This window comes from Pseudoduganella sp. R-32 (assembly GCF_049913245.1).
Taxonomy (GTDB): Bacteria; Pseudomonadota; Gammaproteobacteria; order Burkholderiales; family Burkholderiaceae_D; genus Rugamonas.
The window spans coordinates 2,403,888-2,429,564 of the sequence record NZ_CP183987.1; the positions used below are offsets into that span (position 1 = coordinate 2,403,888).

22 protein-coding genes are annotated in these 25,677 nt (G+C 65.3%); 21 read left to right on the top strand and 1 reads right to left on the bottom strand.

The annotated features are described in order from the left end of the window. Window positions 1–70 precede the first annotated feature (70 nt). From ACN9MU_RS10990 to ACN9MU_RS11085, 20 genes are all read left to right on the top strand, one after another. On the top strand, window positions 71–3,064 hold the full coding sequence (locus ACN9MU_RS10990) for an ExeM/NucH family extracellular endonuclease (protein WP_426344576.1): 2,994 nt from the start codon (window positions 71–73) through the stop codon (window positions 3,062–3,064). An 11-nt stretch (window positions 3,065–3,075) separates the two neighbouring features. Further along, a complete protein-coding gene (locus tag ACN9MU_RS10995; RefSeq protein WP_426170572.1) occupies window positions 3,076–3,687 on the top strand; it encodes an NF038129 family PEP-CTERM protein in 612 nt (203 codons plus the stop codon). 191 nt (window positions 3,688–3,878) lie between these two features. Next, entirely contained in the window at window positions 3,879–4,568 is a 690-nt protein-coding gene (locus ACN9MU_RS11000; protein ID WP_426322330.1) for a winged helix-turn-helix domain-containing protein, read from the top strand. Further along, window positions 4,562–5,257 (top strand): LuxR C-terminal-related transcriptional regulator, encoded by a 696-nt coding sequence (locus ACN9MU_RS11005; RefSeq protein WP_426344577.1) that lies wholly within the window; start codon window positions 4,562–4,564, stop codon window positions 5,255–5,257. Before ACN9MU_RS11000 ends, ACN9MU_RS11005 begins: the two co-directional genes overlap by 7 nt. A 194-nt stretch (window positions 5,258–5,451) precedes the next feature. Further along, the gene (locus ACN9MU_RS11010) at window positions 5,452–6,177 is read left to right on the top strand and encodes an NF038120 family PEP-CTERM protein (RefSeq protein WP_426322334.1); all 726 of its coding nucleotides are present in this window, start codon (window positions 5,452–5,454) and stop codon (window positions 6,175–6,177) included. Window positions 6,178–6,226: 49 nt separating this feature from the next. Continuing rightward, window positions 6,227–9,391, top strand: coding sequence for a S8 family serine peptidase (locus tag ACN9MU_RS11015; protein ID WP_426337316.1), 3,165 nt, complete (start codon window positions 6,227–6,229; stop codon window positions 9,389–9,391). 143 nt (window positions 9,392–9,534) lie between these two features. Then, window positions 9,535–9,891, top strand: coding sequence for a hypothetical protein (locus tag ACN9MU_RS11020; RefSeq protein ID WP_426170578.1), 357 nt, complete (start codon window positions 9,535–9,537; stop codon window positions 9,889–9,891). 354 nt (window positions 9,892–10,245) lie between these two features. Further along, complete coding sequence (locus tag ACN9MU_RS11025; RefSeq protein WP_426344578.1) at window positions 10,246–10,917, top strand: NF038120 family PEP-CTERM protein; 672 nt, start codon at window positions 10,246–10,248, stop codon at window positions 10,915–10,917. 31 nt (window positions 10,918–10,948) lie between these two features. Then, window positions 10,949–14,122 carry a S8 family serine peptidase gene (locus ACN9MU_RS11030; protein WP_426322339.1) on the top strand — a complete coding sequence of 1,058 codons (3,174 nt, stop codon included), beginning with the start codon at window positions 10,949–10,951 and terminating at the stop codon, window positions 14,120–14,122. 164 nt (window positions 14,123–14,286) lie between these two features. Continuing rightward, entirely contained in the window at window positions 14,287–14,721 is a 435-nt protein-coding gene (gspG, locus tag ACN9MU_RS11035; protein ID WP_426322341.1) for a type II secretion system major pseudopilin GspG, read from the top strand. Between the two features lie 19 nt (window positions 14,722–14,740). Beyond that, entirely contained in the window at window positions 14,741–15,925 is a 1,185-nt protein-coding gene (locus ACN9MU_RS11040; RefSeq protein ID WP_426344579.1) for a type II secretion system F family protein, read from the top strand. Beyond that, window positions 15,922–17,607 (top strand): GspE/PulE family protein, encoded by a 1,686-nt coding sequence (locus ACN9MU_RS11045; RefSeq protein WP_426322343.1) that lies wholly within the window; start codon window positions 15,922–15,924, stop codon window positions 17,605–17,607. Before ACN9MU_RS11040 ends, ACN9MU_RS11045 begins: the two co-directional genes overlap by 4 nt. Beyond that, window positions 17,600–18,379 (top strand): hypothetical protein, encoded by a 780-nt coding sequence (locus ACN9MU_RS11050; RefSeq protein ID WP_426322345.1) that lies wholly within the window; start codon window positions 17,600–17,602, stop codon window positions 18,377–18,379. Before ACN9MU_RS11045 ends, ACN9MU_RS11050 begins: the two co-directional genes overlap by 8 nt. Next, window positions 18,376–18,921 (top strand): hypothetical protein, encoded by a 546-nt coding sequence (locus ACN9MU_RS11055; protein WP_426170588.1) that lies wholly within the window; start codon window positions 18,376–18,378, stop codon window positions 18,919–18,921. Before ACN9MU_RS11050 ends, ACN9MU_RS11055 begins: the two co-directional genes overlap by 4 nt. Next, window positions 18,918–19,448 carry a hypothetical protein gene (locus ACN9MU_RS11060; RefSeq protein ID WP_426170589.1) on the top strand — a complete coding sequence of 177 codons (531 nt, stop codon included), beginning with the start codon at window positions 18,918–18,920 and terminating at the stop codon, window positions 19,446–19,448. The genes ACN9MU_RS11055 and ACN9MU_RS11060 overlap by 4 nt, the downstream gene beginning before the upstream one ends. After that, a complete protein-coding gene (locus ACN9MU_RS11065) occupies window positions 19,445–20,005 on the top strand; it encodes a hypothetical protein (protein ID WP_426170591.1) in 561 nt (186 codons plus the stop codon). The genes ACN9MU_RS11060 and ACN9MU_RS11065 overlap by 4 nt, the downstream gene beginning before the upstream one ends. Beyond that, complete coding sequence (locus ACN9MU_RS11070; protein ID WP_426344580.1) at window positions 20,002–22,023, top strand: secretin N-terminal domain-containing protein; 2,022 nt, start codon at window positions 20,002–20,004, stop codon at window positions 22,021–22,023. Before ACN9MU_RS11065 ends, ACN9MU_RS11070 begins: the two co-directional genes overlap by 4 nt. 2 nt (window positions 22,024–22,025) lie before the next feature. Further along, window positions 22,026–22,496 carry a prepilin-type N-terminal cleavage/methylation domain-containing protein gene (locus tag ACN9MU_RS11075; protein WP_426170594.1) on the top strand — a complete coding sequence of 157 codons (471 nt, stop codon included), beginning with the start codon at window positions 22,026–22,028 and terminating at the stop codon, window positions 22,494–22,496. Beyond that, window positions 22,490–22,864 (top strand): type II secretion system protein, encoded by a 375-nt coding sequence (locus tag ACN9MU_RS11080; RefSeq protein WP_130314880.1) that lies wholly within the window; start codon window positions 22,490–22,492, stop codon window positions 22,862–22,864. Before ACN9MU_RS11075 ends, ACN9MU_RS11080 begins: the two co-directional genes overlap by 7 nt. Continuing rightward, window positions 22,830–23,627 carry a type II secretion system protein gene (locus ACN9MU_RS11085; protein WP_426344581.1) on the top strand — a complete coding sequence of 266 codons (798 nt, stop codon included), beginning with the start codon at window positions 22,830–22,832 and terminating at the stop codon, window positions 23,625–23,627. Before ACN9MU_RS11080 ends, ACN9MU_RS11085 begins: the two co-directional genes overlap by 35 nt. A gap of 12 nt (window positions 23,628–23,639) precedes the next feature. On the opposite strand, the gene murJ is transcribed toward ACN9MU_RS11085, so the two are convergent. After that, on the bottom strand, window positions 23,640–25,190 hold the full coding sequence (gene murJ, locus ACN9MU_RS11090; RefSeq protein WP_426344582.1) for a murein biosynthesis integral membrane protein MurJ: 1,551 nt from the start codon (window positions 25,188–25,190) through the stop codon (window positions 23,640–23,642). Window positions 25,191–25,385: 195 nt separating this feature from the next. On the opposite strand from murJ, the gene rpsT reads away from it, so the two are divergent. Beyond that, window positions 25,386–25,652, top strand: a complete 267-nt coding sequence (rpsT, locus tag ACN9MU_RS11095) for a 30S ribosomal protein S20 (RefSeq protein ID WP_055937377.1) — start codon at window positions 25,386–25,388, stop codon at window positions 25,650–25,652. Window positions 25,653–25,677: the final 25 nt, after the last annotated feature.

Below are 25,677 nucleotides of genomic sequence, written 5' to 3' on the forward strand. Positions count from 1 at the left end.
ATCAAACAGTTAATATGCAAAAGAACAATAAAAAATCCTTTTGGTAAAAACTCTGGGGGTACACCTTTTCATGGACAAACGCATTTCCTTGCGCGCTACCGCGCTGGCCGCCCTGTTGGCCTGCCAGCCGGCATTCGCTGCCGACGTGGTGATCAGCCAGATGTACGGCGCGGGCGGCAACAGCGGCGCTACCCTGCGCTACGATTACGTTGAACTGTTCAACCGCGGCAGTGCTGCCGTGGCGGTGGGCGGCTGGACCATCCAGTATGCGTCCGCCAGCGGCACCAGCTGGGGCAGGGCAGAACTGCCGGCCGGCACCAGCATCGATCCGGGCAAATACTTCCTGGTCAAACTGGCCAGCAGCAATACCGCCGTCGGCGCCGACGTGGCGGCCGATTTCTTCAGCGGCAGCGTGAACATGAGCGGCGCTTCCGGCAAGGTGGCGCTGGTCAACAACAACAGCGCGCTGACCGGCGCCCAGCCGAGCAGCGCGGCGATCCAGGACGTGGTCGGCTACGGTTCGGCGAATTTCTCCGAAACTGCGGCGGCGCCGGCAATGAGTGCCACCACCAGCCTGCTGCGCGCCAATAACGGCTGCACCGACAGCAACAATAACGCTGCCGACTTCACTGCCGTCGCGCCGCAATTCCGCACTGCCGCTTCGCCGGCCAATATGTGCGATGGCGGGCCGCTGCCGCAACCTGTCGTGCCGGTTTGTCCGGCCAGCGCCAAGCTGACTTTCGGCACGGGCGGCAGCATCGCCTTGTCAGCCTCGGACGCAGACGGCATCGTCAACGGCGCTGTGATCACGTCGGCAGCCGTGCCAGGCCTGAGCCTGGGCAGCCTGACTGCAGCTGGCGGCATCGGCGGTAGCGCCAGCGTGTCGCTGGTGGCGTCGCCATCGGTGGCAACCGGCACGTATCCGGTGGCCGTCAAGTTCAGCAACGACCAGGGCCAGGACGCCAGCTGTACCGTCAGCGTGACCGTGGAAATGGGAGCCGGCACCGTGGTGCCGGTGCCCCAGGTGCAGGGTTCGGGCGCCACCAGCCCGTACAACGGCGTGAAGCTGACCACCGAAGGCGTGGTGACCGCCAGGGTTGGCAGCGGCTTCTTCATCCAGGACCTGGCTGGCGACGGCGATCCGAATACCTCGGACGGCATCTTCGTCTACATGGGCTCGTCCCAGGTCACCGTGGGGCTGGGCGACCTGGTGCGCGTAAGCGGCACCGTAACCGAGTACAAGCCTAGCGGCGCCACGCGCTCCTACACCGAACTGTCGACTGTGACCAGCGTCGTCACCCAGAGCACGGGCAACAGCATTACCCCTGTCAATATCGACCTGCCCGGCACCAACCTGGCCAATGTGGAAGGCATGCTGGTACGCTTTCCCGCCAAGTTGACCGTCAACGGCACCGAATCGCTGGGCAGCCGCGGCGAACTGGCCTTGGCCGATGGCCGCCGTGAAGTGCCGACCAACCGCTATCCGGCGCGCAGCGCCGAAGCCATTGCCATGGCAGCCGCCAACGCGGCCAATATGATCACCCTGGATGACGGCCTGTTCGTTACGCCCGATAGCGTGCCATATCTCGGCCAGGACGGCACCGTGCGCAGCGGCGACACCGTCAGCGGCCTGACCGGCGTCATCGATTTCGGCGCGCTTGGCAGCGGCGGCGCCGGCTTCAAGCTGCAGCCGACTGAAACCCCGGTCTTCGCGCGCGAGAATCCGCGCAGCCTGGCTCCTGAAGTGGCGGCGGGTAACGTGAAGGTGGCCAGCGCCAACGTGCTGAACTTCTTCACCACCTTCACCGACGGCACCGACGTGCTGGGCCAGTCCGGCCAGGGCTGCACCCTCGGTTCAGGCACCAGCAAGAGCAACTGCCGCGGCGCCGACAATATGACCGAGTTCGTTCGCCAGCGCGACAAGATCGTGGCGGAATTGAAGGCGATCGATGCGGACGTGGTCGGCCTGATGGAAATCCAGAACAATGGCGACTATGCCGCCAGCTACCTGGTCGACAGCCTGAACGCCGCATACGGCAAGGTGGAATATGCCTACGTGCCGAAGCCGGACGCGACCGGCACCGATGCAGTTCGCGTGGCGATGATCTACAAGCCTGCCAAGCTGGCACTGGTGGGCGGCGCGCTGTCCGACGCGAACAGCGTCTACGAGCGTCCGCCGATGGCGCAGACCTTCAAGGCCGCCAACGGCGCGAAATTCAGCCTGGTCGTCAACCACCTGCGGGCCAAGCGCTGCAATAACGCCAGCGGCGCCAACGCCGACCAGGGCGATGGCCAGGGCTGCTACAACCCGGTGCGCATGGCTCAGGTGCAACAGTTGTCCGACGGCTTCGTGCCGCAAGTGGTGGCCGCGTCCGGCGACGCCGACGTGCTCCTGATCGGCGACTTCAACGCCCATGGCATGGAAGACCCGATCCTGTACCTGGCGTCGCAGGACCGCCAGGTCCGCTTCGAAAACCAGCTCGAGCGCTTCGTGCGTCCGAACGGCATTCCGCATTCCTATGTGTTTGGCGCCGAGAGCGGCTACCTGGACCAGGCATTGGCCAGCACTTCGCTGAGCCAGCAAGTGGCCGGCGCCGTGCTGTGGAATGTCAACGCCGATGAACCGGAAGTGCTGGACTACAACCTCATTGGCAAGAACGCTGCAGCCCAGGCGCTGTACAACACCCTGCCTTACCGTGCCTCCGACCACGACCCGGTGGTGGTCAGCCTGAACCTGCCGGCCGCGTATGTGGATGTGACGTCCAGCGTGCAGATCCAGCGCTCCGGCCTGGTACAGGGCCGCTTCAGCAGCGTCGGCACCGCGACTGCCTGGATCACCAACACCAGCGGCGCCGACATGGCCGCGCCGGTGCATTATGTGCTGCAGGGCCTGCCGGCCGGCGTGACCCTGGCCAACGCCACCGGTTACGTCAACGGCATGCCCTACATCACCGCCGCGCCGGCGCTGGCTGCCGGCGCCCAGGCCACCGTCCAGCTGCAATTCAATAATCCGAGCCGTGTAGCCGTCAACTACACGCCAAAAGTCTACAACGGCAGTTTCTGAGGACAGCAACCATGCAAAACACATTCATCACCCGTTTCCTGCGCAGCTTGGCGCTGCTGCTGGCTTTTAGCGCCAGCAGCCACGCCATGGCCGACGTCGTGCGCCTGGTGACGCTGGATACCGCCATTTATGGCGCCGGCCGCGCCGGCTACCTGGACTTCACCTTCAATGGCGTCGATGGCGCGCCGGCCGTCACTGCGACCATGTCGCAACTGCAGGGCTTTGACATGGACCCGGCCAATTTCTCGCCATGGGGCGATGCCGCCGCCGTGCCGGGCGGCTTTGCCCTGTTGAATACTGCCACCCCCAACGATGTGCTGTACCAAGGGGTGTTTGGCGGCGTGTTCAGCTTCCTGCTGACCATTTCCGGCGATCCGTCGGCATTGATGTTTTCCAATTTCGGCGTCCTGGCCCTTGACGATGCCGGCGTCCAGATCAAAGGCAAGGTCCTGGACCTGATGTTTGTCGCCGCGGCGGACGGCAGCCCGGACCTGCAAATCCTCAGCATCAACGACGCGGTGGCCAGCGTTGCGGCGCCGGCCGCCGTGCCGGAGCCGGCTTCGCTGGCCCTGGCGGCACTGGGCTTGCTGGCGCTGGCCTGCGCGCGCCGGCGCCGCGCTTGAATACGGCCGGTTGCACAAACACCACAAGCATCCTGGGAGTTTCGGCTTCCAGGGTGCTTTTTCATTTGGATGGCACAGAGTGAAGCGGGGTATTTATTTCGGCAGAATATTAATACTTAATTAAAATTGTATTAGCGCGCAGGACTTGGCATGATTCATAGTTTTCCGCATAACGACCTGCGTTTTTTGCCATGTCCTTCAACATTCTCGTCATCGACAGCGACCCCGCTGTGCAGCAACTGCTGGCCCATAACCTGGGGCAGGCGGGCTACGCGGTGCAATGCCACGGCGATGCGATGAGCGCGCTCGCAGCGCTGCAGGGGACGTTGCCGGAAGCGGTGCTGCTGGAGTGGGATTTGCCGGGCCAGTCGGGCCTGTCGCTGATCCGTCATGTGCGTGCCGCGCCGCGCACCAGCGAGCTGCCGCTCCTGATGCTGAGCGCGCGCTGCGCCGAACAGGACAAGGTGCTGGCGCTGGAAAGCGGCGCTGACGATTTCATCTGCAAGCCCTTCGGGCCGCGCGAAACCATCGCCCGCCTGCATGCGGTGCTGCGGCGCCGGCGCCCGGCTGGCATGCCGGGGACGCTGCAGGTGGCGGGCCTGCGGCTCGACCCGCATACCCTGAGCGTGACCGCGGGCGACCGCCAGTTGAACCTGGGACGCGTCGAATTCCGCCTGCTGAACTACCTGATGCACCATCCGGGCCGCGTGCACAGCCGCGCGCAGTTGCTGGACCAGGTGTGGGGCAGCCACGTCTTCCTTGACGAACGCACGGTCGACGCCCACGTCGGGCGCTTGCGCAATGCGCTGCAACCGAGCGGCCTGCACCAGGCGATCCAGACCGTGCGTGGCAGCGGCTACCGCTTCCACACCCAATGCTGAGCCCCGACGCCCGCGAACAGGAATACCTGCTGCACGCCATCGATGGCGCGCATGGCCTTGCCACGCTGGGCGAGTTATTCCTGTGGAGCCAGGGCGCCTTGCAGGCCTTGTTGCCGCATGGCGTGCTGCTCTGCATGCAGCTCGACGAACAGGGGCGGGCGCGCAGGGTGGACTGCCTGCACAGCACGATGCTGGCGCCGGCCGAGCGCGCCTTGCTGTGCGATGCGCGGCAAGGGCCGGTGCCGGCCTGGCTGCGGCTCTGGCAGCAGGCCGGCGGCCGGCCGCTGCCACTGCAGGCCGGCGCCATGGGCCATGGCCTGCTGCACGGCAGCGGGCCGCTGGCCTCCGGCGGCAGCGCCGTAGCCCTGCTTGGCCTGCCCGCGGCAGCCGGCTTGCGCGAATGCTGGCTGCTGCAATTGCTGCTGCCCTACCTGCACCTGGCGCTGCAGCGTATCGCCACGGCGGCCCAGGCCCCGGCCATCTCGCCGCGCCAGGCGGAAATCATGCAATGGCTGCGTGAGGGCAAGAGCAACGAAGAAATCGGCCGCCTGCTCGGCATCAGCCCCTTGACCGTCAAGAACCACCTGCAACGCCTGTACCGCCAGCTCGGCGTGAGCAACCGCGCCCACGCCGTGGCGCAATTCCCCATCCTGCCTCTCCCCGATTTGTCGAAGATCTTTACAGTTTGATTAATTGCCAATAGTGGCATGACAGCAAGCGATTGATTCTTTTGGAAATGTTGTTTTGGCATGTTTTTTGCGTGCGCCGTCCCCCACGCACAAGTATCCGTGCGTAAAGTTGTGTTGTAGGCAATAGATTGGAGTCAGGCACCTATCCACGAGGCAGGCGCCATTTTCGAGAGTTCAACCATCCAGGGGATTCCGTGGCTAATTTTTCTAAGAACCAAACACATCGCGCAGGCAAGGCGATCAAACAATTCCTGTGTGCGGCAGCGCTGGCAATGGGCAGCGTGGCGCAGGCAGGGGTACTCGATTTCGAAGGCCAGGTAGATTCGCCGTTCGTCTTCGCCGGCGACCACATCAAGGTCGGCTCCTATTGGATCGAGTCGTATGGCGGCAGCCTGACTTCCGACCTGGTCGGCGCCTTTGTCGACGGCAGCGATCCTGCCAGCTGCTTCGGCGTCAGCTGCCCGGTCAACAACGCGTCGCAGTACTACAGCGGCCTGGATGATGGCTACTTCTACTTTGGCATGAATAACGATTCCCTGTTCCGGCTCGGCAGCCTGCGCGCCAGCTTCATCGGCAACGGCCAGGCCAGCTTCCCGGCCGTCGCCGGCATGCTGGTGCTGCAAGGTTTTAATGCCATGGGCCAGGCGGTGGGCGCGGCGCGCCAGCTCGGCCTGTCCGGTCCTGTCGGCGGCCAGTTCCGCTTCGGCACCTTCGACCTCAGCTCCATCAAGGAACAATTCGCCTTCGTGCGCGTGCTTGGCTATGCCTGCGATGCCGCTGGCAGCTGCAACCGCAATTCCAACCTTGCCAACTTCGCCATCGACGATATCGTCACCGTTCCCGAACCAGGCAGCCTGGCGCTGTTCGGCCTGGGCGTGGCCGGCCTCGGCCTGGCCAGCCGCCGCCGCCGTGCGCGCTAAGCCGACGCTCTTTCGCTAACCTGAACCGGGAATCCAAATGAAAATGACCATGAAACTGCGTCCTGCGGCACTGGCGGTGCTGGCCGTGCTGTCCTGCCTGGCCGTGAGCGCCGGCGCGCAAGAGGCGCGCAAAACCTATATCGTGCAATTGAGCGACCAGCCGGCGACGACCTATGTCGGCGGCATCAGCGGCTATCCGGCTACCCAGCCGGCGCCAGGCGCGGTGTTCGACTACCGCGATCCCAACGTGCAGAACTATGTGCGCTACCTGGGCGACCGCAAGGCCGACGTGCTGGCCAGCGTCGGCAATCCGACCGTGATTGCCAATTACGATGTGGTGCTGAACGGCTTTGCCGCGCTGCTGACCGACAGCGAAGTGCTGGCCCTGAAGAACAATCCCGCCGTGGCCGACGTGCAAGCCGATTCGGTGCGCCGCATGGAAACGATTTCGACGCCGCGCTTCCTGGGCCTGAGCACCGCCGGCGGCCTGTGGTCGCAATTTGCGAGCGGCAGCCAGGTCAAGGGTGAAAACCTGGTGGTCGGCATCGTCGACGGCGGCATCTGGCCGGAAAACCCGGCCTTCGCCGACCGCGTCGATGGCAACGGCGTGCCGACCTTCGATGCCGGCGCCAGCCTGGCCTACACCGCGGCGCCGGCCACGTTCACCGGCGGCTGCGTGGGCGGGGAGGGCTTTGATCCTGCCACTCACTGCAACAACAAGCTGGTGGGCGCCAAGTACTACAACGCCGGCTTCCTGGCCAGCGGCCGCCCCAAGAACTGGACGGAATTCTATTCGCCGCGCGATTCCAACGTCGGCAGCAATGGCGTCAGCAGCGGCCATGGCGGCCATGGCGACCATACCGCCTCCACCGCGGCCGGCAACAGCAATGTCCCTGCCGTGGTGGCAGGCATCCCGATGGGCCCGGCATCGGGCATCGCCCCGCGTGCGCGCGTGGCCGCCTACAAGGTGTGCTGGACCTATGACGATCCGGCGGCCGACGACGGCACCGGCGCCTCCAACGGCTGCTTCAATTCCGATTCGGTGCAGGCCATCGACGACGCCGTCAAGGACGGCGTGAACGCCATCAACTTCTCGATCAGCGGCGCCCAGAACACGGTCAACGACCCGGTCGAACAAGCCTTCTACCGCGCTTCGCTGGCGGGCGTGTTCGTTGCCGCTTCGGCCGGCAACAGCGGTCCTGCCAACGCGGTGGCCCACATCAGCCCGTGGCTGACCACGGTGGCTGCTTCCACCCATGACCGCAGCCTGGTGGCCGACGCCACCACCGGCGGCGGCGTCAAGTACACCGGCGCTTCGCTGAACACCCATGCGCTGCCGCAGACGTCCCTGGTGCGTGCCGAGGATGCCGGCGTGGGCGGCGGCAACGCCAGCCTGTGCTTCAGCAGCTCGCCGCCTGCTGGCCAGGTGCTGCTCGATCCGGCCAAGGTGGCCGGCAAGGTGGTGATCTGCACCCGCGGCACCAACGCCCGTGTGGACAAGAGCCTGGCCGTGCTGAACGCCGGCGGCGCCGGCATGATCATGATGGACAACGGCGCCGGCCTGGTGGCCGAGGCGCATTCGGTGCCGAGCGTGCATGTCAGCTCCGCCGACGGCGCTGCCATCAAGGCTTATGCGGTGGCCCAGGGCGCTGCTGCCACCAGCGCCATCGGCACGTTCTACCCGGGCAGCAAGCCGGCGCCGGTCATGGCCGGCTTCTCGTCGCGCGGGCCGAACATGGGCGACGCCAACGTGCTCAAGCCCGACCTGACCGCGCCCGGCGTGGACATCATCGCCAGCGTGTCGGCAGCCTTGACACCGGCCCAGCACAACGCGGTGGTGGCGGGCAGCTTCGTGCCGCCGGCGGCTTACGAGTCCTACCAGGGCACGTCGATGTCGAGCCCGCACGTGGCGGGCCTGTCCCTGCTGCTGCGCCAGGCGCATCCCGACTGGTCGCCGGCCGCCATCAAATCGGCCCTGATGACCACCGCCTATTCGACCCTGAACGACGGCCTGGCCGGCGCGCAGAACGGCTTGCTGCCATGGTCGCAGGGCGCCGGCCATGTGGATCCGAACAAGGCGGTCGACCCGGGCCTGGTGTACGACATGGGCAAGGCCGACTACGTGCAGTACCAGTGCAAGGTCAACCGGCCTGCCGTGCCGGCAGCCGATTGCACCGCCTTTGGCACGCTGGACGAGACCTATAACCTGAACCTGCCGTCGATCACGGTCGCTTCGGCACTGGGCGGCGTCGGCACCACGGTGCGCCGCAAGGTGACCAATGTGGGCCCGGCAGCCACCTACACCGCCAGCGCGGTGCTGCCAGGCTTCACCGCAGTGGTTTCGCCGTCGTCGCTGACGCTGGCGACCGGCCAGAGCGGCAGCTTCACTGTCAAGCTGACCCCGAACGGCGCCCCTGCCAACGCCTGGCAGTTCGGCAGCCTGACCTGGAACGATGGCAGCCATAGCGTGCGCATTCCGGTGCAGGCCAAGGTGGGCAAGGCGGTGACGGCGCCAGCCATGCTGAGCGGCGACAAGGTTTCCGGCAGCCGCCTGTTCCCGGTCCTGACCGGCTTCTCCGGCCGCATGGGCTATGCGAAGGGTGGCCTGAAGGCGGCCAGCTATGGCGATGCCGTGACCCTGGAAGCCCAGGCGATCAACTCCGCCACCCTGAAGACCCTGTGCACGGCCGGAGTCGATACGGCCAACGTCAAGGTCTACAAGGTTAGCGTCCCGGCCGGCGCCGTGGCTGCCAAGTTCGCCCTGTTCGGCAAGGACTCCGGGGCGACCGACGACCATGACCTGGGCGTGCTCTCGCCAAGCGGCACCTGGGGCTACTCCGGCAACGACGGCAGCAACGAGTCGGTGCAACTGGCAGCACCTGCGGCCGGCACCTACAATGTCTGCGTGGTGGCATACGGCAGCACGACGCCGCAAGCCATGCAGCACAAGCTGGCATCGTGGGTCGTGACCACGGCCGACGCTGGCGGCAAGTTCGTGGTGGCAGTGCCGAGCAAGGTGGTGGCGGGCAACAACACCACCGTGGGCGTCAGCTGGTCCGGCCTCGACAATGACCAGAGCTATGTCGGCGCCGCCCAGTTCATGGACCTGAATGGCGTGGTGCAGGCGACCACCCTGGTCAATGTCAACACCGGTACCGCGGCCGTTCCGATTGCCGAGACCGACCGCGTGGCGGCTGCCAAGCTGAAAGACTAAGGCCTGGCAGGAGGCATCAGCTCCGCCCTGGCATGCGCAGCAGCGCATGCCAGGGCGGTTTTTTTTTGCGGCGGGCTGCCGGCACGGTTGACCGGGCGGGCGGCGGGGCCGATGATAGGCCATCGCCTTTGGAGCAATATGTCATGAAACAGTTTGCCATCCTGCTGGCCTGCCTGGGCGCCGCTGCCTGCAGCCACGCCACCCCCGACACCTTGTCGCAGTTGCGCGCGATGGGCCGCGATGCTGGCTGCGACAGCGACCAGCAGTGCCGGACTGTGCCGCTCGGCGCCAAATCCTGCGGCGGGCCGGAAGGCTACCTTGCCTATTCCACTGTGCGCAGCGACCCCGCCAAGGTCGCGCAGCTCGCCGAGCGCTACCGCAAGGAGCGCAGCGATGCCAATGCCCGCTCGGGCATGGCCAGCGACTGCCGCTTCATGGCCGATCCCGGCGCTGCCTGCGTGGCCGGCAAATGCCAGTTGGGCGGCGCGCTGGACCGCTGACCTCCTTTCTTCCTCCCCCGACCAAGCCGGCCGAGTGTCGGCTTTTTGTCGTGCATTCGTATGCAAAGTGTCGGAAATCTTTACACTTTTTGTAGTTAAATAAATCTTGCCAAGATAACATATTGATTCTTTTGATAATTATTTCCTTGGCATGAAATATGCTTCCTACCGGCAACTTGTGGTTAGAAAATTTTCCACAAGTAAAGTTGCTCGATAAGCAACCGTGTTGTAGTGGAGCCGGGCGGTGCGGAGCAAAAGTTCCGCCATCGCCTGTCATGATGATAATTCGCAGAGGAATCGAAGTTGAAATTTTTTAATAATCAAGCACCTCGCGCAGGAAAAGCATTCGGTCAAATGATGTTGGCGGCAACGCTGGCCATTGGCGGCGTCGCCCAGGCAGGAACCTTGAGTTTCGAGGGCAAGCCGCAATCGCCATGGGTGACGGCTGGCCAGCATGTCCAGATTGGCGACTATTGGATGGAAGCCTATGGCGGTAGCCAGCTGGGCGATCTGGTGGGGGTCTTTGTCAAAGGCAGCGAGCCGGAAACGTGCGTCTCGGCCAGCTGCCCCGTCAACAATCCCAGCCAGTATTACGCCGGCCTGGACGATGGTTATTTCTATTTCGGCCGCAATGACAATACTTCCTTCCGCCTGGATAGCCTGAACGCCAGCTTCGTGGGCGCCGGCCAGCAGAGCTTCCCGGACATGGCCGGCCAGCTGCTGCTGCAGGGCTTTGATGCCGCGGGCAAGGAACTGGGCCCGCTGGTGCGCCTGGCCCTGGCCGCGCCGGAAGATGGCCAGTTCAGCTTCCAGCATTTCAACCTGGGCAAGCTGACCGATTACTACAACTCCGTGCTGGTGTTCGGCCTGCAGTGCGACGACGTTGGCCAATGCTTCCGCGGCGCCGGCATGGCGAACTTCGCGATCGACGATATTGCGACTATCCCGGAACCGGGCAGCCTGGCGCTGTTTGGCCTTGGCATGGGCGGCCTGGCCCTGGCCAGCCGTCGCCGCCGCGTGCGCTGAACCTCCCGCTAACCTGAACCGGAAAGATTCCATGAAACTGAATTTGAAACGCCGTCCAGCCGCCCTGGCAGTGCTGGCGCTGCTGTCCAGCTTTACCCTGTCCGCCGCCGCGCAAGAAGAGCGCAAGGCCTATATCGTGCAACTGCAAGACCAGCCGGCCGCCACCTATACCGGCGGCGTCACCGGCCTGGCCGCCACCCAGCCGGCCAAGGGCGAAGTCTTCGATTACCGCTCGTCCAAGGTGCAGAACTACGTCAGCTACCTGGGCGCCAAGAAGGATGAAGTGCTGGCCAGCGTCGGCAATCCGACCGTGGTCGGCAATTATGACGTGGTGCTGAACGGCTTTGCCGTGATGCTGACCGATGCCGAAGTGCTGGCGCTCAAGGCCAATCCGGCCGTGGCCGACGTGCAGGCCGACGCCGTGCGCCGCATGGACACCGTGTCCACTACCCGCTTCCTGGGCCTGAGCACCATCAATGGCCTGTGGTCGCAATTTGCCGGCGGCAGCCAGGTCAAGGGCGAAAACCTGGTGATCGGCGTGATCGACGGCGGCATCTGGCCGGAAAACCCGGCCTTTGCCGACCGTGTCGATGCCAACGAGGTGCCGACCTTCGACCCGGCCGGCACCCTGGCCTACACCGCGCCGCCGTCGACCTTCAAGGGCGGCTGCGTGGCGGGCGAGGGCTTTGACCCGGCCCAGCATTGCAACAACAAGCTGGTGGGCGCCAAGTTCTATAACTCCGGCTTCCTGGCCACCCGCAAGCCGAAACACTGGACTGAATACTTCTCGCCGCGCGATTCGAGCTCCGGCACCGACGGCCATGCCATCGGCCACGGCGGCCACGGCGACCATACCGCGTCGACCGCAGCCGGCAACGCCAATGTGATGGCCACCATCGGCGGCGTTCCGATGGGGCTGACTTCCGGCATGGCGCCGCGCGCCCGCGTGGCCGCCTACAAGGTGTGCTGGAGCACGGCCGAAGAGGGCGCAGCCGACGGCACCAATGTCAACAACGGCTGCTACAACTCGGACTCTGTGCAAGCGATCGACGACGCCGTCAAGGATGGCGTCAACGTGATCAACTTCTCGATCGGCGGTTCGCAGACCAGCACCGGCGATGCCGTTGAACAGGCCTTCTATCGCGCCTCGCTGGCAGGCGTGTTCGTGGCTGCGTCGGCCGGCAACGCAGGCCCGGCCAATACCGTGGCCCACATCAGCCCATGGCTGACCACCGTGGGCGCATCGACCCATGACCGCAAGTTCCAGGCCGACGTCAAGCTGGGCAACGGCAGCAAGTATTTCGGCGCCTCCAACAACCTGAACAGCCTGCCCGATACGGCCCTGATCCGCGCCGAAGATGCAGGCGTGGGCGGCGGCAACGCCAGCCTGTGCTTCAGCGCCGCGCCGCCGGCCGGCCAGGTGCTGCTGGACCCGGCCAAGGTGGCCGGCAAGGTGGTGATCTGCACCCGCGGCAACAACGCGCGCGTCGACAAGAGCCTGGCCGTGCTGAACGCCGGCGGCGTCGGCATGGTGCTGAGCGACAACGGCACCGGCCTGGTGAGCGAGATCCACTCGGTGCCAACCGTGCACGTGAGCGCCGCCGACGGCAGCGCCATCAAGGCCTACGCCGTGGCGCAAGCTGCCGGCGCTACCGCGTCCCTGAGCGCCTTCTATCCTGGCACCAAGCCGGCGCCGGTCATGGCCGGCTTCTCTTCGCGCGGCCCGAACATGGGCGACGGCAATATCCTGAAGCCGGACGTCACCGCGCCGGGCGTGGACATCATTGCCAGCTACGCGGCACCGCTGAACCCTGCCGAAACGGCAGCGGTGGCAGCCGGCGCGCCGGGCCAGCAAGCCTATGCGTCGATCCAGGGCACTTCCATGGCCAGCCCGCACGTGGCCGGCCTCGGCCTGCTGCTGCGCCAGGCGCATCCGGACTGGTCGCCAGCGGCCATCAAGTCGGCGCTGATGACCACGGCATACGATACGCTGGACGACGGCCTGGCAGGCGCGCAAAACGGCAAGCTGTCATGGTCGCAGGGTGCCGGCCATGTGGCGCCGAACAAGGCCAACGATCCTGGCCTGGTGTACGACATGGGCAAGGCGGAACTGGTGGCCTACCAGTGCAAGGTGAACCGCGCACTGGTGCAGCCGGCTTCCGACTGCACCACCTACGGCACGCTGGATGAGACCTACAACCTGAACCTGGCATCGATCACGGCCGGCGCGATCCAGAACAGCGTCACCATCAGGCGCAAGGTCACCAATGTGGGCGGCGCAACGGCCACCTACAATGCCAGCGCCTCGGTGGCCGGCTTCAGCACCGTGGTGACGCCTTCCACGCTGACCCTGGCGCCTGGCGCCACCGGCAGCTTCACCGTCAAGCTGACCCGCACCACGGCGCCGGAAACCGCGTGGCAGTTCGGCAGCCTGGTATGGAGCGATGGCAACCACGTGGTGCGCAGCCCGATCCAGGCCCGCACCGCCAAGCCGGTCATTGCGCCGGCGCTGATGACTGGCGACAAGGCTGACGGCACCCGCCTGTTCACCGTGCGCACCACCTTCAGCGGCCGCATGACGGCGCTGAAGGGCGGCCTGAAAGCGGCCACCTTCGGCGACAGCGTCACGCTGGCTGCCCAAGGCCTCAGCTCGGCGGCACTGAAGACGGCCTGCGCGGCCGGCGCCGATACCGCCAACGTCAAGGTCTACAACGTCGCCATCCCGGCCGGCGCGGTAGCGGCGCGCTTCGCACTGTTCCAGAAGGATACCGGCAACGCCAGCGACGACCATGACCTGGGCATGCTGGCGCCGGATGGCAGCTGGAACTATTCCGGCCATGACGGCAGCGCCGAAGCGGTGCAGGTGGCATCGCCGGCAGCTGGCAACTACAAGGTGTGCGTGGTGGCTTACGGCGGCGAGAACCCGGCAGCGATGCAGCACAAGCTGGCATCGTGGATCGTGACCCCGGGCGACAGCGGCGGCCAGTTCACAGCGGCCCTGCCAGGCCGCGTGTACAGCGGCGCCAACGCGATCGTGGGCGTGAGCTGGGCCGGCCTGGACGAGAACCAGAGCTATGTCGGCGGCGTGCAGTTCCAGGACCTGAGCGGCACCGTGCAGGCGACCACCCTGGTCAACGTGAACACCGGCAGCGCCACCGTGCCGGCGGCGGACTCGGACCGCGCCCAGGCCAAGCTGCAGGACTGATTGCGGCTGGCTGAGTGAAAAACCGCCTGGACGCATGCCGTCCGGGCGGTTTTTTTTTGCCATTGACTGCAAAGACACACACTATTGCGCAAAATGTTGTTGAATACTTAAACCGCATGGTAGGCTTGCGAGTTTCTTCAGCGGTCATCATAGGAGTCGTCCGGATGCAAGTAGCAAAGTTTCAAGGTCAGCGCCGCGCCACCGGCTTCACCCTGCTTGAGTTATTGGTGGTGATCGTCATCATCGGCCTGCTGGCCGCCTATGTTGGCCCAAAATATTTCTCCCAGCTGGGTAAATCCGAAGTCACGGTCGCCAAGGCGCAGATCGAAGCCTTCGACAAGGCGCTCGACACCTACCGCCTGGATGTCGGCCGCTATCCGAGCACGGAAGAAGGCTTGGCTGCGCTGCTGACGGCGCCGGCCACGGCGGGCGCCAAATGGAATGGCCCCTACCTGAAGAAGGTTGTGCCGGCCGATCCATGGGGCCGTCCTTACCAGTACAAGGCGCCGGGCGCCAAGGCTGAATACGAGATCATCTCCCTCGGCAAGGATGGCCAGCCGGGCGGCGAAGGCGAGAACGCCGACATCGGCGCCCAGTAAGAACAGCGCAGACTGGATTATGCAGTTCGACGTTCGCACCCTGTCGCCGGACATGGCTATCGGCCAGATGGTGGTCGACGGCCGCGACGAGGCCGATGCCCGCCGCCAGGTGGAAGCGCGCGGCCTGTTTGTCAGCGCCATCACGCCGCGCAGCGCCGGCCTGCGCGCAGGCAAAGCCAAGGCGCTCTCGCTGGTGCTGTTCAGCCAGGAGCTGCTGGCGCTGCTGAACGCCGGCCTGGGCGTGGTGGAGGCGCTGGAAGCCTTGCTGGAAAAGGAGGCGGCGCCGGCCACGCGCGGCGTGCTGGAACGCCTGCTGGCCGGGCTGCGCGAGGGCCAGCGTTTTTCCACGGTGCTGGCGGACCAGCCGCAATTGTTCCCGCCGCTGTATGTGGGCATTGTCAAGGCGGCCGAAGGCACCAGCGACCTGCCGCGCTCGCTCGAACGTTTTATCGATTACCAGCAGCGGGTGGACCTGGTGCGCGCCAAGCTGGTGAGCGCGGCCATTTATCCGTGCATCCTGCTGCTGGTGGGCGGCGGCGTGTCGCTGTTCCTGATTGCCTATGTGGTGCCGCGCTTTGCCGAGGTATACCAGGGCGCGGGGCGCAACCTGCCGTGGATGTCGCAAGTGATGCTGAGCTGGGGCCAGTTTGCGGCCGCGCATACCCTGCCGCTGGTGGCCGGCATTGCCGCCGCGATCGGCAGTGCGGTCTTCGGTGTGCGCCAGCTGGTGCGCAGCGGCGGCATGGCGCGCCTGCTGGCCCGCCTGCCGGGCGTGGGCGAACGCGTGAAGATTTACGAGTTGTCGCGCCTGTACCTGACGCTGGGCATGCTGAGCGAAGGCGGCATCACCATCCTGAATGCGGTGGACACCGTGCAGGCCATGGTATCGGCCAATGTGAAAGAGGGCCTGCAGGGCGCGCGCGCCATGATCGAGGCGGGCTTGCCGCTGTCGTCGGCCTTCGAAGCCAACGGACTGACCACGCCGATTTCGCTGCGCATGCTGCGCGTGGGCGAGCGCACCGGTGAGATGGGGGCGATGCTGACGCAGTCGGCGGCCTTCTACGACGGCGAGATCGGGCGCTGGATCGACCGCTTCACCCGTACTTTTGAACCGCTGCTGATGGCCGGCATCGGCCTGGTGGTGGGGGCTATCGTGGTACTGCTGTATATGCCGATTTTTGACCTGGCCGGAGAAATGGCATGACCTTGCCCGTGCTTGACGCAACCCTGCTGTCAAAGGCGCGCGCGCAAAGCGCGTTGTCGAAACGCAGCCTGGTGGAGGAGCTGGAAGAGTTGTCCGGCATTGAACCGCGCATGGCGGTGCGGGCGCTGGCCCAGCCTTTCGGCCTGGCCGTGCTGGAAACGGCGGACATGCTGGCTTTCGCGCCGGCCTTCGACCTGCTGCCGCTGTCGCAAGCGATGGCGCGCCACTGCGTGCTGCTGCGTTCCCACGAGGGGGCGGCGGTGGGCGTGATTGCCGATCCTTTCGACCTCGATTTGCAGACCTGGCTGGCGACGCAGGCGCGCTGCTCGGCGGCGGCGCCGCTGCAATTGCGGCTGGCGCTGCAGGCCGATATCCAGGCCTACCTGTCCAAGCAGGAAGAATCGGCGCGCGCCGTCGACACCCTGGTGTCGGGCGCGGAGGGCACGCGGCGCGACGGCAAGACGGCTGCGGTGCTGTCCTTTGCCTCGGTGTCGGAGGGCGCCAGCCCGGCCGTGAGGCTGGTGAATTCAACCCTGTACGACGCGCTGAAGGCGGGCGCTTCCGACATCCACCTGGAGTCGACCGCCGGCGGCCTGGCGGTCAAATACCGCGTGGACGGGGTGCTGGACCATGCCACGGCCGTCAACGGCATCGACGTGGCGGAGCAGATCATTTCGCGCCTGAAGGTGCTGGCCGAACTGGACATCGCGGAGCGGCGCGTGCCGCAGGACGGCAGCTTCCGCGTCGAATCGATGGGACGCGAGATCGACTTGCGGGTATCGATCATGCCTTCCATCCATGGCGAAGACGCAGTGATCCGTATCCTGGACAAGCGCGCCATGATCGAATCCTATGGCTCGCTGACGCTGGAAGCGCTGGGCTTCGACGAGTCCTCCCTGTCGACCTTGCGTGCGCTGGCGCAGGAGGCATACGGCATGCTGCTGGTGACCGGGCCGACCGGTTCCGGCAAGACCACCACGCTGTATGCGGCGCTGACCGAGATCCACAATGGCCGCGAAAAGATCATCACCATCGAAGACCCGGTGGAATACCAGCTGCCGGGCATCCTGCAGATCCCGGTCAACGAAAAGAAGGGCCTGACCTTTGCCAAGGGCCTGCGCTCGATCCTGCGCCACGATCCGGACAAGATCATGGTGGGCGAGATCCGCGACCGCGAAACGGCGGAAATCGCCGTGCAATCGGCGCTGACCGGCCACCTGGTGCTGACCACCGTCCACGCCAACAACGTATTTGATGTGTTCGGTCGCTTTACCCACATGGGCATCGATCCCTACGCATTCGTGTCGGCCCTGAACGGCATCTGGGCGCAGCGCCTGGTGCGCATCAACTGCCCGCATTGCGCGGTCGAAGTGACGCCGTCCGACGAGGAACTGGCCAGCGTGGGGCTGGCGCGCGCCGACGTCTACGAATACAGCTTCAAGGAAGGCAAGGGCTGCGGCGATTGCCGCGGCACCGGCTACAAGGGGCGCCGTTCGATCGCCGAGATCCTGACCCTGAACGATGAAATCCGCGAACTGATCGTGGAAAAACGGCCGATCCGCCAGATCAAGGCGGCCGCCTATGCCAACGGTACGCGCAGCCTGCGCCACGCGGCGCTGGAAGTAGTGCGGCGCGGCGATACGACCCTGGCAGAAATCAAGCGGGTGACCTTGCATGCTTAAGAATTTCACGCAATCGCTGCGCATCGACGTCACGCCGCAAGCCTTGCGCCTGCTGCGCGTGCGGCGCTGGAGCCCGGCCGCGCCGGAACTGCTGGCCGGTCAAGGCCTGGCCGCCGGAACCGCAGGGCCGGCCGGCGTGGCAGAAGCCTTGCCTGGCGCGCTGGCCGCGCTGCTGGCGGGGCAGGACGCCGCCGGCATGTGCGCCAGCTTTGTCCTGTCCGATGAACTCGTGCGGCTGTGGCAGGTAACCCCGCCGGTGCAGGCCGCCCGCCTGGCCGACCTGGAGGGCGCCGCCGCGCTGCGGTTTTACACGCTGTACGGTGAAACCCCGGCCGCCTGGCACGTCAGCGCGGACTGGAACGCTGCCGCCCCCTTCATGGCCGCTGCGGTTCCGCGCTTGCTGAAGGCCGCCATTGAAAACGCCGCTGCGCAGCATGGCCTGGCCGTCATTGCCATCGTTCCGCATTTCGTGGCGGCCTGGAACCGCCATGCCGGCGCCTTGAAGAACGACGCCTGGTTCGGCGTGGCACAAGACAATGTGCTGGCCTTGGCGGCCTGCGAAGACGGCAAGTTGCGCGCCGTGCGCCACGTCGCGATTCCGCATGGCGCCGATCATTACTGGCTGACGCAAGCGGCGCAGCGCGAGGCGCTGCTGCTTGGCCTTCAGCCGCCGGCGCTGATCCAGTTGAGCGGCGACATCCCGCCGGCGCTGGCAAAGCCGGCCGGCAGCGACAAGCATATCGCCACCGCCGCGCTGGGAGTGGCAGCATGAGGCCGATGCAGATCGATTTCGCCGCTGCGAGCTGGCGCGGCACGCTGTATCGCGTGCATCCGGCCTTCCTGGCTGCCGGCGCGCTGGGCGCCGCATTGCTTCTGGCCGGCGCCGCCTTCGGAATGCAGGCCGCAAAACAGCAAGCGCTGCGCGAAGAAAGCCTGCACGCCCAGCAGCGCAAGCAAGCCGCCGCCGTGCGTGCGCCGGAGCGCAAGCCGGAAACCGTGATTCCGGAAGCGCAGGCCGTGGCCGTCAACGCCGCCATCCTGCAATTGAACCTGCCATGGCGCGACCTGCAGGACGCCGTTGCAGCCGCCAATACGCCGGCCGTGGCCTTGCTGGCGCTGGACCCCGACCCGCGCAAGCAAACGCTGAAAATCACGGCCGAGGCCAAGAACAGCGACGACATGGTTGGCTACATCGAACAATTGAAGCAGCAGGAATTCTTCGCCGGCGCGGCGCTCTTGCGCCATGAAATCAACGACCAGGACCCGAACCGCCCGCTGCGGTTCCAGGTGGAAGTGCAATGGAGGGCGCGATGAACCTTGCCGCCCTGTTGCTGCGCCTGCGCCTGGTGGCGATGCGCCTTGGCGTTGCCGGCTGCGTTGCGCTGGCGCTGCTGCTGGCGGGGGCTTGTGCGCTGGCATGGTCGCTCAAGGCGCGCCAGCAGGCAGCCGAGCCTTTGCCGCCGGCGCCGCCGGTGCTGGTGCAAGCGGCGCCGCCGCCAACTGCCAACGAGAACCTGGCCCATTTCTATGCCACGCTGGGCGAAAAGCGCCTGGCGGAGCAGCAGGTCAAGCAACTGTTCGACATCGCTGCCAAGACCGGGCTGGCGCTGGAGCAGGGCGATTACAAATTCAGCGTAGACAAGGCCAGTGGCGTGTCCGCCTACCAGGTGACGCTGCCGCTGAAAGGCGCCTACCAGAATATCTGGCAGTTCAGCATGCAGGCGCTGTCGGCGATCCCGTTCGCGGCGCTGGACGACATCGCCTTCCGCCGCGAAACCATCAGCGAACCGGTGGTCGAGGCGCGGATGCGCTTTACGCTGTACCTGAAGGAGAAACCATGAAGCCTCGCCACATGCTGATGGGCGTGGCGCTGGCGGGGGCTGCCGCGCTTGTGCTGTTCGGCGACAAGGCGCCCAGCGACACGGTGGCGGAAGCGGTCGAACGCAAGCCTGCGCGCGCCCCGGCAACCAGCGTGGCGCCCGCCACCAAGGCGGACAGTGCGGCCAAGGGGGCGCTGGGCGAAGCATCGATCCTGCGCCTGGTGCCGCGCGAAGAATTGATTGGCGAAGTTGGCGAAGGTTCCTTCAAGAGCAAGGACGGGGTGTTCGGCGGCCAGAACTGGAATCCGCCACCGCCGCCGCCAACGGCAGCGGAACTGAAGCCGCCGCCCCCGCCGCCGCCCACCGCGCCGCCGCTGCCGTTCCAGTTCCTGGGCAAGGCGGCCGCCGACGGCCAGTGGGAAGTCTACCTGGGCCGCGGCGAACAAACCTTTGTTGTGAAAAAAGGCATGCAGATTGACGGCACTTACCGCGTGGATGCCATTGCACCGCCAACCCTGACGATGACCTACCTGCCCATGAACCAGGTGCAGCAGTTAAATATTGGAGTGATTGAGTGAAGCCAAGTCTGAGAACGCTGTCGCTGTCCGTGCTGGTCCTGGCACTGTCCGGCTGCGCGGCCGAAATGGCCTACCGCGACGGCCGCAACCTGGTCGAAAAGGACCAGGTGGAAGCGGGGCTGCTGAAATACCAGGAAGCGATGCGGAGGGAACCGGACAACGCGATCTACCGCTCCGCCTACCTTGACACCCGCGACCGGGCCAGCGCGCGCCTGCTGGTGCAGGCAGACCAGTTCGTGAACGAGGGCAAATACGTCCCGGCTGCACAAAATTTCCAGCGCGTGCTGTCGATGGACCCGCAGAACGAGCGCGCGCGCGCCGGCTTGCGTTCGCTGGAAATGGCCGATCGCCATGATAAGCTGCTGGCGCAGGCCGGCGCGTCCCTCGAGCAGAAGGAATTCGAAGCGGCGAAGAACCGCATCGGCACCATCCTGGCCGAGAAGCCTGACCATGCGCGCGCCCGCGCCATGATGCGCGAGATCAATGAGCAGATGCCGCAGCCGCCGGCTGAAAGCGGCCTGTCCAAGGCCTACAAGACGCCGATCACGATCGAATTCCGCGAGGCGCCGCTGAAGCAGGTGTTCGACATTATTTCGCGCCGATCGGGACTGAACTTCATTTTCGACAAGGACGTCAAGAGCGACGCCCGCACTACCATCATGCTGAAGAACAGCACGGTGGAATCGGCGATCTACTTCCTGCTGATGACGAACCAGCTGGAACAGCAGGTGATGGATGCCAACACCATCCTGATCTACCCGAACACGGCGGCCAAGCTGAAGGAGTACCAGGAAACGGTGGTGCGTACCTTCTACCTGTCGAACGCGGAAGCCAAGACTGTCGCCAACACGCTGAAAACCATTCTCAAGTCGCGCGACGTGGTGGCCGACGAAAAGCTCAACCTGGTGATCCTGCGCGACAGCGCCGACGCGGTGAAGCTGGCCGAGAAGATCATCGCCACGCAAGACCAGGCCGAGCCTGAAGTGATGCTGGACGTGGAGATCCTGGAGGTCAAGCGCAGCCGCCTGCTGAAGCTGGGCGTGGATTGGCCGAACACGGTAGGGCTGTCGGTGCTGAACAGCGCTGGCGCCGGCGACAAGCTGAGGTTGCGCGACCTCGATTCCATCAACCGCGATACCATCGGCGTGTCCGCGCTCGGCACGACCGTCAATATCAAGAAGACCGACGGCGACACCAACCTGCTGGCCAGCCCGCGCATCCGCGTGCGCAACAAGGAAAAAGCCAAGGTCGTGATCGGCGAAAAGGTGCCGGTGATTACCACCACCATTTCGCCGGGCACGGGCGGCTTCGCCTCGGAGTCGGTGAGCTATGTCGACGTCGGGCTGACGCTCAATGCGGAGCCGATCATCTACCTGAACAACGAAGTGGGCATCCGCATTGCGCTGGAGGTGTCGAACCTGATCGACCGGGTGACCACCGCCACCGGCACCACCGCCTACCAGATCGGCACGCGCCAGGCCTCCACTTTCCTGCAACTGAAGGATGGCGAGAACCAGGTGCTGGCGGGCCTGATCAACAGCGAAGAGCGCAGCACGGGCAACCGGGTGCCGGGCCTGGGCGACCTGCCGATCCTGGGCCGCCTGTTCGGCACCCAGACCGACGACAACCAGAAAACCGAAATCGTGCTGTCGATTACGCCGCACCTGGTGCGCAACCTGCAGCGCCCGGAAATCTCGGCCGCGGAATTCTCGGCCGGCACCGAAGCGAACTTCCGCCGCAAGCCTGATGTCGCGCCGCGCCAGGCCGTGGTGTTGCCGGGTGCACGCCCGGCCGGAGCCGCTCCGGCACAGGAGGCGGCACCGGCAGCCGTGCCGACCGCCGTGCCGACCCCTGGCGCCGCGCCAGCAGCCCCGGCCGACCTGTCCGCGCCGCAGAAGCTGCCTTTGTCGAACACTCAGCCCGGCCCCGCGTCTAGCGTGACCAAGCCGCTGCCGCCGCCGACGCCCGCGCCGGCCAACACCGTGCAGCCGCCTGCCAGCACGGAGCGTAAAGAGTAAGCATGCGCGCGCGCGGATTCACCCTGATCGAACTGCTGGTGACGCTGGCCATCCTTGGCCTGCTCGCCGCGCTGGCGATCCCGGTCGGCCAGACCGTGGTCCAGCGCCGCAACGAGCAGGAGCTGCGCAGCGCGCTGCACGTGATCCGCAAGGCGCTGGACGATTACAAGACCGCCTACGATGAAGGCCGCATTGCCAAGTCCATCACCGGCAACGGTTACCCGCGCACGCTGGAGGTGCTGGTGGAAGGCGTGGTCGACGTGCGCAGCCCGAAGCGCGCCAAGATCTTCTTCCTGCGGCGCATTCCGCGCGACCCTTTCAACGCGGACTCGAACGCCAGCAATGGCCAGAGCTGGGGCAAGCGCAGCTACGCCAGCGACGCCGACGATCCGCGCGAAGGCGAGGATGTTTTTGACGTGTATTCGACTTCGGAGCAGGTAGGCCTGAACGGCGTGCCTTACAAGAAATGGTGAACAAGAAGGGCTTCACGCTGATTGAACTGCTGGTGGTGCTGGGCATCATCGCCTTGCTGCTGACGCTCGCCGTGCCGCGCTACTTCCCGAGCGTGGACAAGACCAAGGAAACCATCCTGGCCGACAACCTGCGCAGCACGCGCGCCATCATCGACCAGTACTACGGCGATACCGGCCGCTTCCCGGACAGCCTGGAACAGCTGGTGGAAAAAAAATACCTGCGCGCGGTGCCGATCGACCCGATCACGGAGAAAAGCGACAGCTGGACCATCGTGCCGCCGGATGACGTCGGCAAAGGCGGCGTGGCAGACATCAAGAGCGGAGCGCCCGGCAATGACCGAAGCGGCAAGCCTTACTCGGAATGGTAGCCAGCACGGGTTCACCTACGTCAGCGTAGTGATCCTGGTGGCGATAATCGGCCTGGTTGGCGCCATGTCGCTGCGGCTTGGCACGACCATGCAGCGCGCCGCGGCCGAGCAGGCCCTGCTCGATATCGGCATGGAGTACAGCAATGCGCTGGCCAGCTATGCCGCCGCCACGCCACAGGGGCAGCCCAACTATCCGAAGTCTTTTGCCGAACTCCTGAAAGATCCGCGCTTCCCGCAGTTGCGCCGCCATTTGCGCCGCGTGTATGTCGACCCGATGACAGGCAAGGCTGAATGGGGACTGGTGAAGGCCACCGAAAACGGCGGCATCCTGGCCATCTACAGCCTGTCCAAGGCCACGCCGATCAAGATCGGCAATTTCCCGCCGCGCTTCGTCGCATTTGAAGGCAAGACCAGCCTGGCGGACTGGAAATTCAGCGGCGAAGGCGTGCAGGTCGCGGGTGCCAAGGGTGGGGACGGACAGCAGCCCGCCCAGCAGCCGGGCCAGCGGGCCAAGCCGGGATCGGGCATGCAGCCAGGCAGCCCGCTGACCGGCATGGACGGCACCCAGCCGGGTGGCTTGAATGGCACGCCGCCCGGCAGCAAGACCGGCACGCCGCAAGAGCCGCCAGAGCCGCCACAGGAGCCGCAGGAACCGCCGCAAGAACCGGCACAGGAACCGCAGGAACCGCCGCAAGAACCGCTGCCAAGACAGTCCGGCGAGCAGCCGCGCGAGGAGCCGCCAGCACCGCCGCCGCGGCGCTGAGGCTGCGCCGCCTTATTTGGCGCGGCGCTTGAAGTCGCGCAGACGGAAACCGAGAGCGAACAAGGTGCCGAAGTACACCACCACGCAAGCGCCGATCACCAGGAACAGCGCACCTGCGCGCAGGAATGCATGGTGGCGCATGGCCAGCCAGTCAAACTGCTGCGCACCGAACCAGCCGGCAAGGCCCATCAGGATGACAGCCAGCAGCAGGCGGGCCAGGAACTTCGGCCAACCCGGTTGCGGCGCGTAGATGCCTTTTGCGCGCAGGCCGCGGTACAGCAGGGCAGCGTTCAGCAGTGCCGCCACGCTGATCGACAGCGCCAGGCCCGCCACCTTGAACTGCCAGACGAAAGCCAGGTTCATCACCTGCGTCGCGACCAGGGTGATGATGCCGATGCGTACCGGCGTGCGCACGTCCTGGCGCGCGTAGAAGGCCGGCGTCAGCGACTTGACCAGGATGATGCCGAGCAGGCCGACCGCATAGGCCAGCAAAGGCTGGGCCGACATCACGGCAGCGAAGTCGGTGAATTTGCCGTTGTGGAACAGGGTCGCCATCAGGGGCAGGGCCAGCACGGCGATGCCCACCGCCGCCGGCATGGCAAGCAGGAAGGTCAAGCGCAGGCCCCAGTCCAGCAGGGCCGAATATTCCGCGTGGTCCTGTTCCTGGCTGGCCTTGGACAAGCTTGGCAGCAGGATGGTGCCGAGCGCCACGCCGAGCAGGGCGTTGGGAAACTCCATCAGGCGGTCGGCGGCGGTCAGCCAGGAAACGCTGCCTTCCTGCATCCAGGAGGCATAGGTGGTGTTGATCATCAGGCTGATTTGCGCCACCGAGACGGCAAACAGGGCTGGCACCATATTCTTCAGCATGCGGCGCACGCCCGGATCGGCCAGGCCGGCGCGCGGATTCCACGACAGGCGTGGTAGCATGCCGATCTTCACCAGCGAAGGCACCTGGATCGCAACCTGCAGGACGCCGCCGACCATGACGGCAATCGCCATCGCGTAGACCGGCTGCTTCAGGTGTGGCGCCAGGAACAGTGCGGCGCTGATGAAGGAAATGTTCAGCAGCACCGGAGTGAAGGCCGGGATCTTGAACTGGCGCCAGGTATTCAGCACGCCGCTGGACAGCGCGACGAAGGACATGCAGGCGATATAAGGGAACATCAGGCGCGTCATCCAGACGGCGGCGTCGAACGATGCCGGATCCTTGCTCAGGCCGGAACCAATCAGGTAGATGAACAGCGGGGCGCCTATAATACCGACTGCGCTGGTGAGCAGCGTGGCCCAGACCAGCACGGTCGCCACATGGTCAACCAGGGAGCGGGTCGCTTCTTCGCCCTGTTTGTTTTTGTATTCTGCCAACATTGGCACAAATGCCTGCGAAAACGCGCCTTCGGCAAACAGGCGGCGCAGCAGGTTGGGGATGCGGAAGGCAATGTAGAAGGCGTCGGTCATGCCGCCCGCGCCGAAAGCGCGGAAGAACAGGACTTCACGAAGCAGTCCCGTAATGCGGGACAACATTGTCATGCTTGAAATAGCGGCGAGGGTCTTGAGCAAGTTCATGGGCGCTGATTATAGCGAAAGCGGCAACGCCCCGATATTTAGAATTGCCCTGGCAGCAAAACCCCGTTATAATTTAAGGCTGTACAGAATTCAGTAAGGCAGGCAGCGACGTTCAGCCGGCTCTGAAAACACCGCACCGGTTTGGCAAACGCTATTGTTTGCAAACGAACTTTGACAACGAATTAGGATTCTCAAATGGCAAATACCGCACAAGCGCGCAAACGCGCTCGTCAAGCAGTCAAGCAAAACGCTCACAACTCCGCTCAGCGTTCGACCCTGCGTACCGCTATCAAGGCTGTTCGCAAGGCAATCCAGGCTGGCGACAAAGCTGCTGCTACCACCATCTTCCAGGCTTCCGTGTCGACCATCGACTCGATCGCTGACAAGAAAATCATCCACAAGAACAAGGCTGCTCGTCACAAGAGCCGTCTGGCAGCTGCCCTGAAGGCACTGTCCGCCTAAGTTCGTGTGCTGGCGGCATTAGCCG

Coding starts and splice junctions, on each gene's coding strand:
- ACN9MU_RS10995 (WP_426170572.1), top strand. CDS start 3,076: ATGCAAAACACATTCATCACCCGTTTCCTGCGCAGCTTGGCGCTGCTG.
- ACN9MU_RS11025 (WP_426344578.1), top strand. CDS start 10,246: ATGATGTTGGCGGCAACGCTGGCCATTGGCGGCGTCGCCCAGGCAGGA.
- rpsT (WP_055937377.1), top strand. CDS start 25,386: ATGGCAAATACCGCACAAGCGCGCAAACGCGCTCGTCAAGCAGTCAAG.
- ACN9MU_RS11075 (WP_426170594.1), top strand. CDS start 22,026: ATGCGCGCGCGCGGATTCACCCTGATCGAACTGCTGGTGACGCTGGCC.
- ACN9MU_RS11005 (WP_426344577.1), top strand. CDS start 4,562: ATGCTGAGCCCCGACGCCCGCGAACAGGAATACCTGCTGCACGCCATC.
- ACN9MU_RS11015 (WP_426337316.1), top strand. CDS start 6,227: ATGAAACTGCGTCCTGCGGCACTGGCGGTGCTGGCCGTGCTGTCCTGC.
- ACN9MU_RS11020 (WP_426170578.1), top strand. CDS start 9,535: ATGAAACAGTTTGCCATCCTGCTGGCCTGCCTGGGCGCCGCTGCCTGC.
- ACN9MU_RS11085 (WP_426344581.1), top strand. CDS start 22,830: ATGACCGAAGCGGCAAGCCTTACTCGGAATGGTAGCCAGCACGGGTTC.
- ACN9MU_RS11045 (WP_426322343.1), top strand. CDS start 15,922: ATGACCTTGCCCGTGCTTGACGCAACCCTGCTGTCAAAGGCGCGCGCG.
- murJ (WP_426344582.1), bottom strand. CDS start 25,190: ATGAACTTGCTCAAGACCCTCGCCGCTATTTCAAGCATGACAATGTTG.
- ACN9MU_RS10990 (WP_426344576.1), top strand. CDS start 71: ATGGACAAACGCATTTCCTTGCGCGCTACCGCGCTGGCCGCCCTGTTG.
- ACN9MU_RS11065 (WP_426170591.1), top strand. CDS start 19,445: ATGAAGCCTCGCCACATGCTGATGGGCGTGGCGCTGGCGGGGGCTGCC.
- ACN9MU_RS11000 (WP_426322330.1), top strand. CDS start 3,879: ATGTCCTTCAACATTCTCGTCATCGACAGCGACCCCGCTGTGCAGCAA.
- ACN9MU_RS11050 (WP_426322345.1), top strand. CDS start 17,600: ATGCTTAAGAATTTCACGCAATCGCTGCGCATCGACGTCACGCCGCAA.
- ACN9MU_RS11060 (WP_426170589.1), top strand. CDS start 18,918: ATGAACCTTGCCGCCCTGTTGCTGCGCCTGCGCCTGGTGGCGATGCGC.
- gspG (WP_426322341.1), top strand. CDS start 14,287: ATGCAAGTAGCAAAGTTTCAAGGTCAGCGCCGCGCCACCGGCTTCACC.
- ACN9MU_RS11030 (WP_426322339.1), top strand. CDS start 10,949: ATGAAACTGAATTTGAAACGCCGTCCAGCCGCCCTGGCAGTGCTGGCG.
- ACN9MU_RS11080 (WP_130314880.1), top strand. CDS start 22,490: ATGGTGAACAAGAAGGGCTTCACGCTGATTGAACTGCTGGTGGTGCTG.
- ACN9MU_RS11040 (WP_426344579.1), top strand. CDS start 14,741: ATGCAGTTCGACGTTCGCACCCTGTCGCCGGACATGGCTATCGGCCAG.
- ACN9MU_RS11055 (WP_426170588.1), top strand. CDS start 18,376: ATGAGGCCGATGCAGATCGATTTCGCCGCTGCGAGCTGGCGCGGCACG.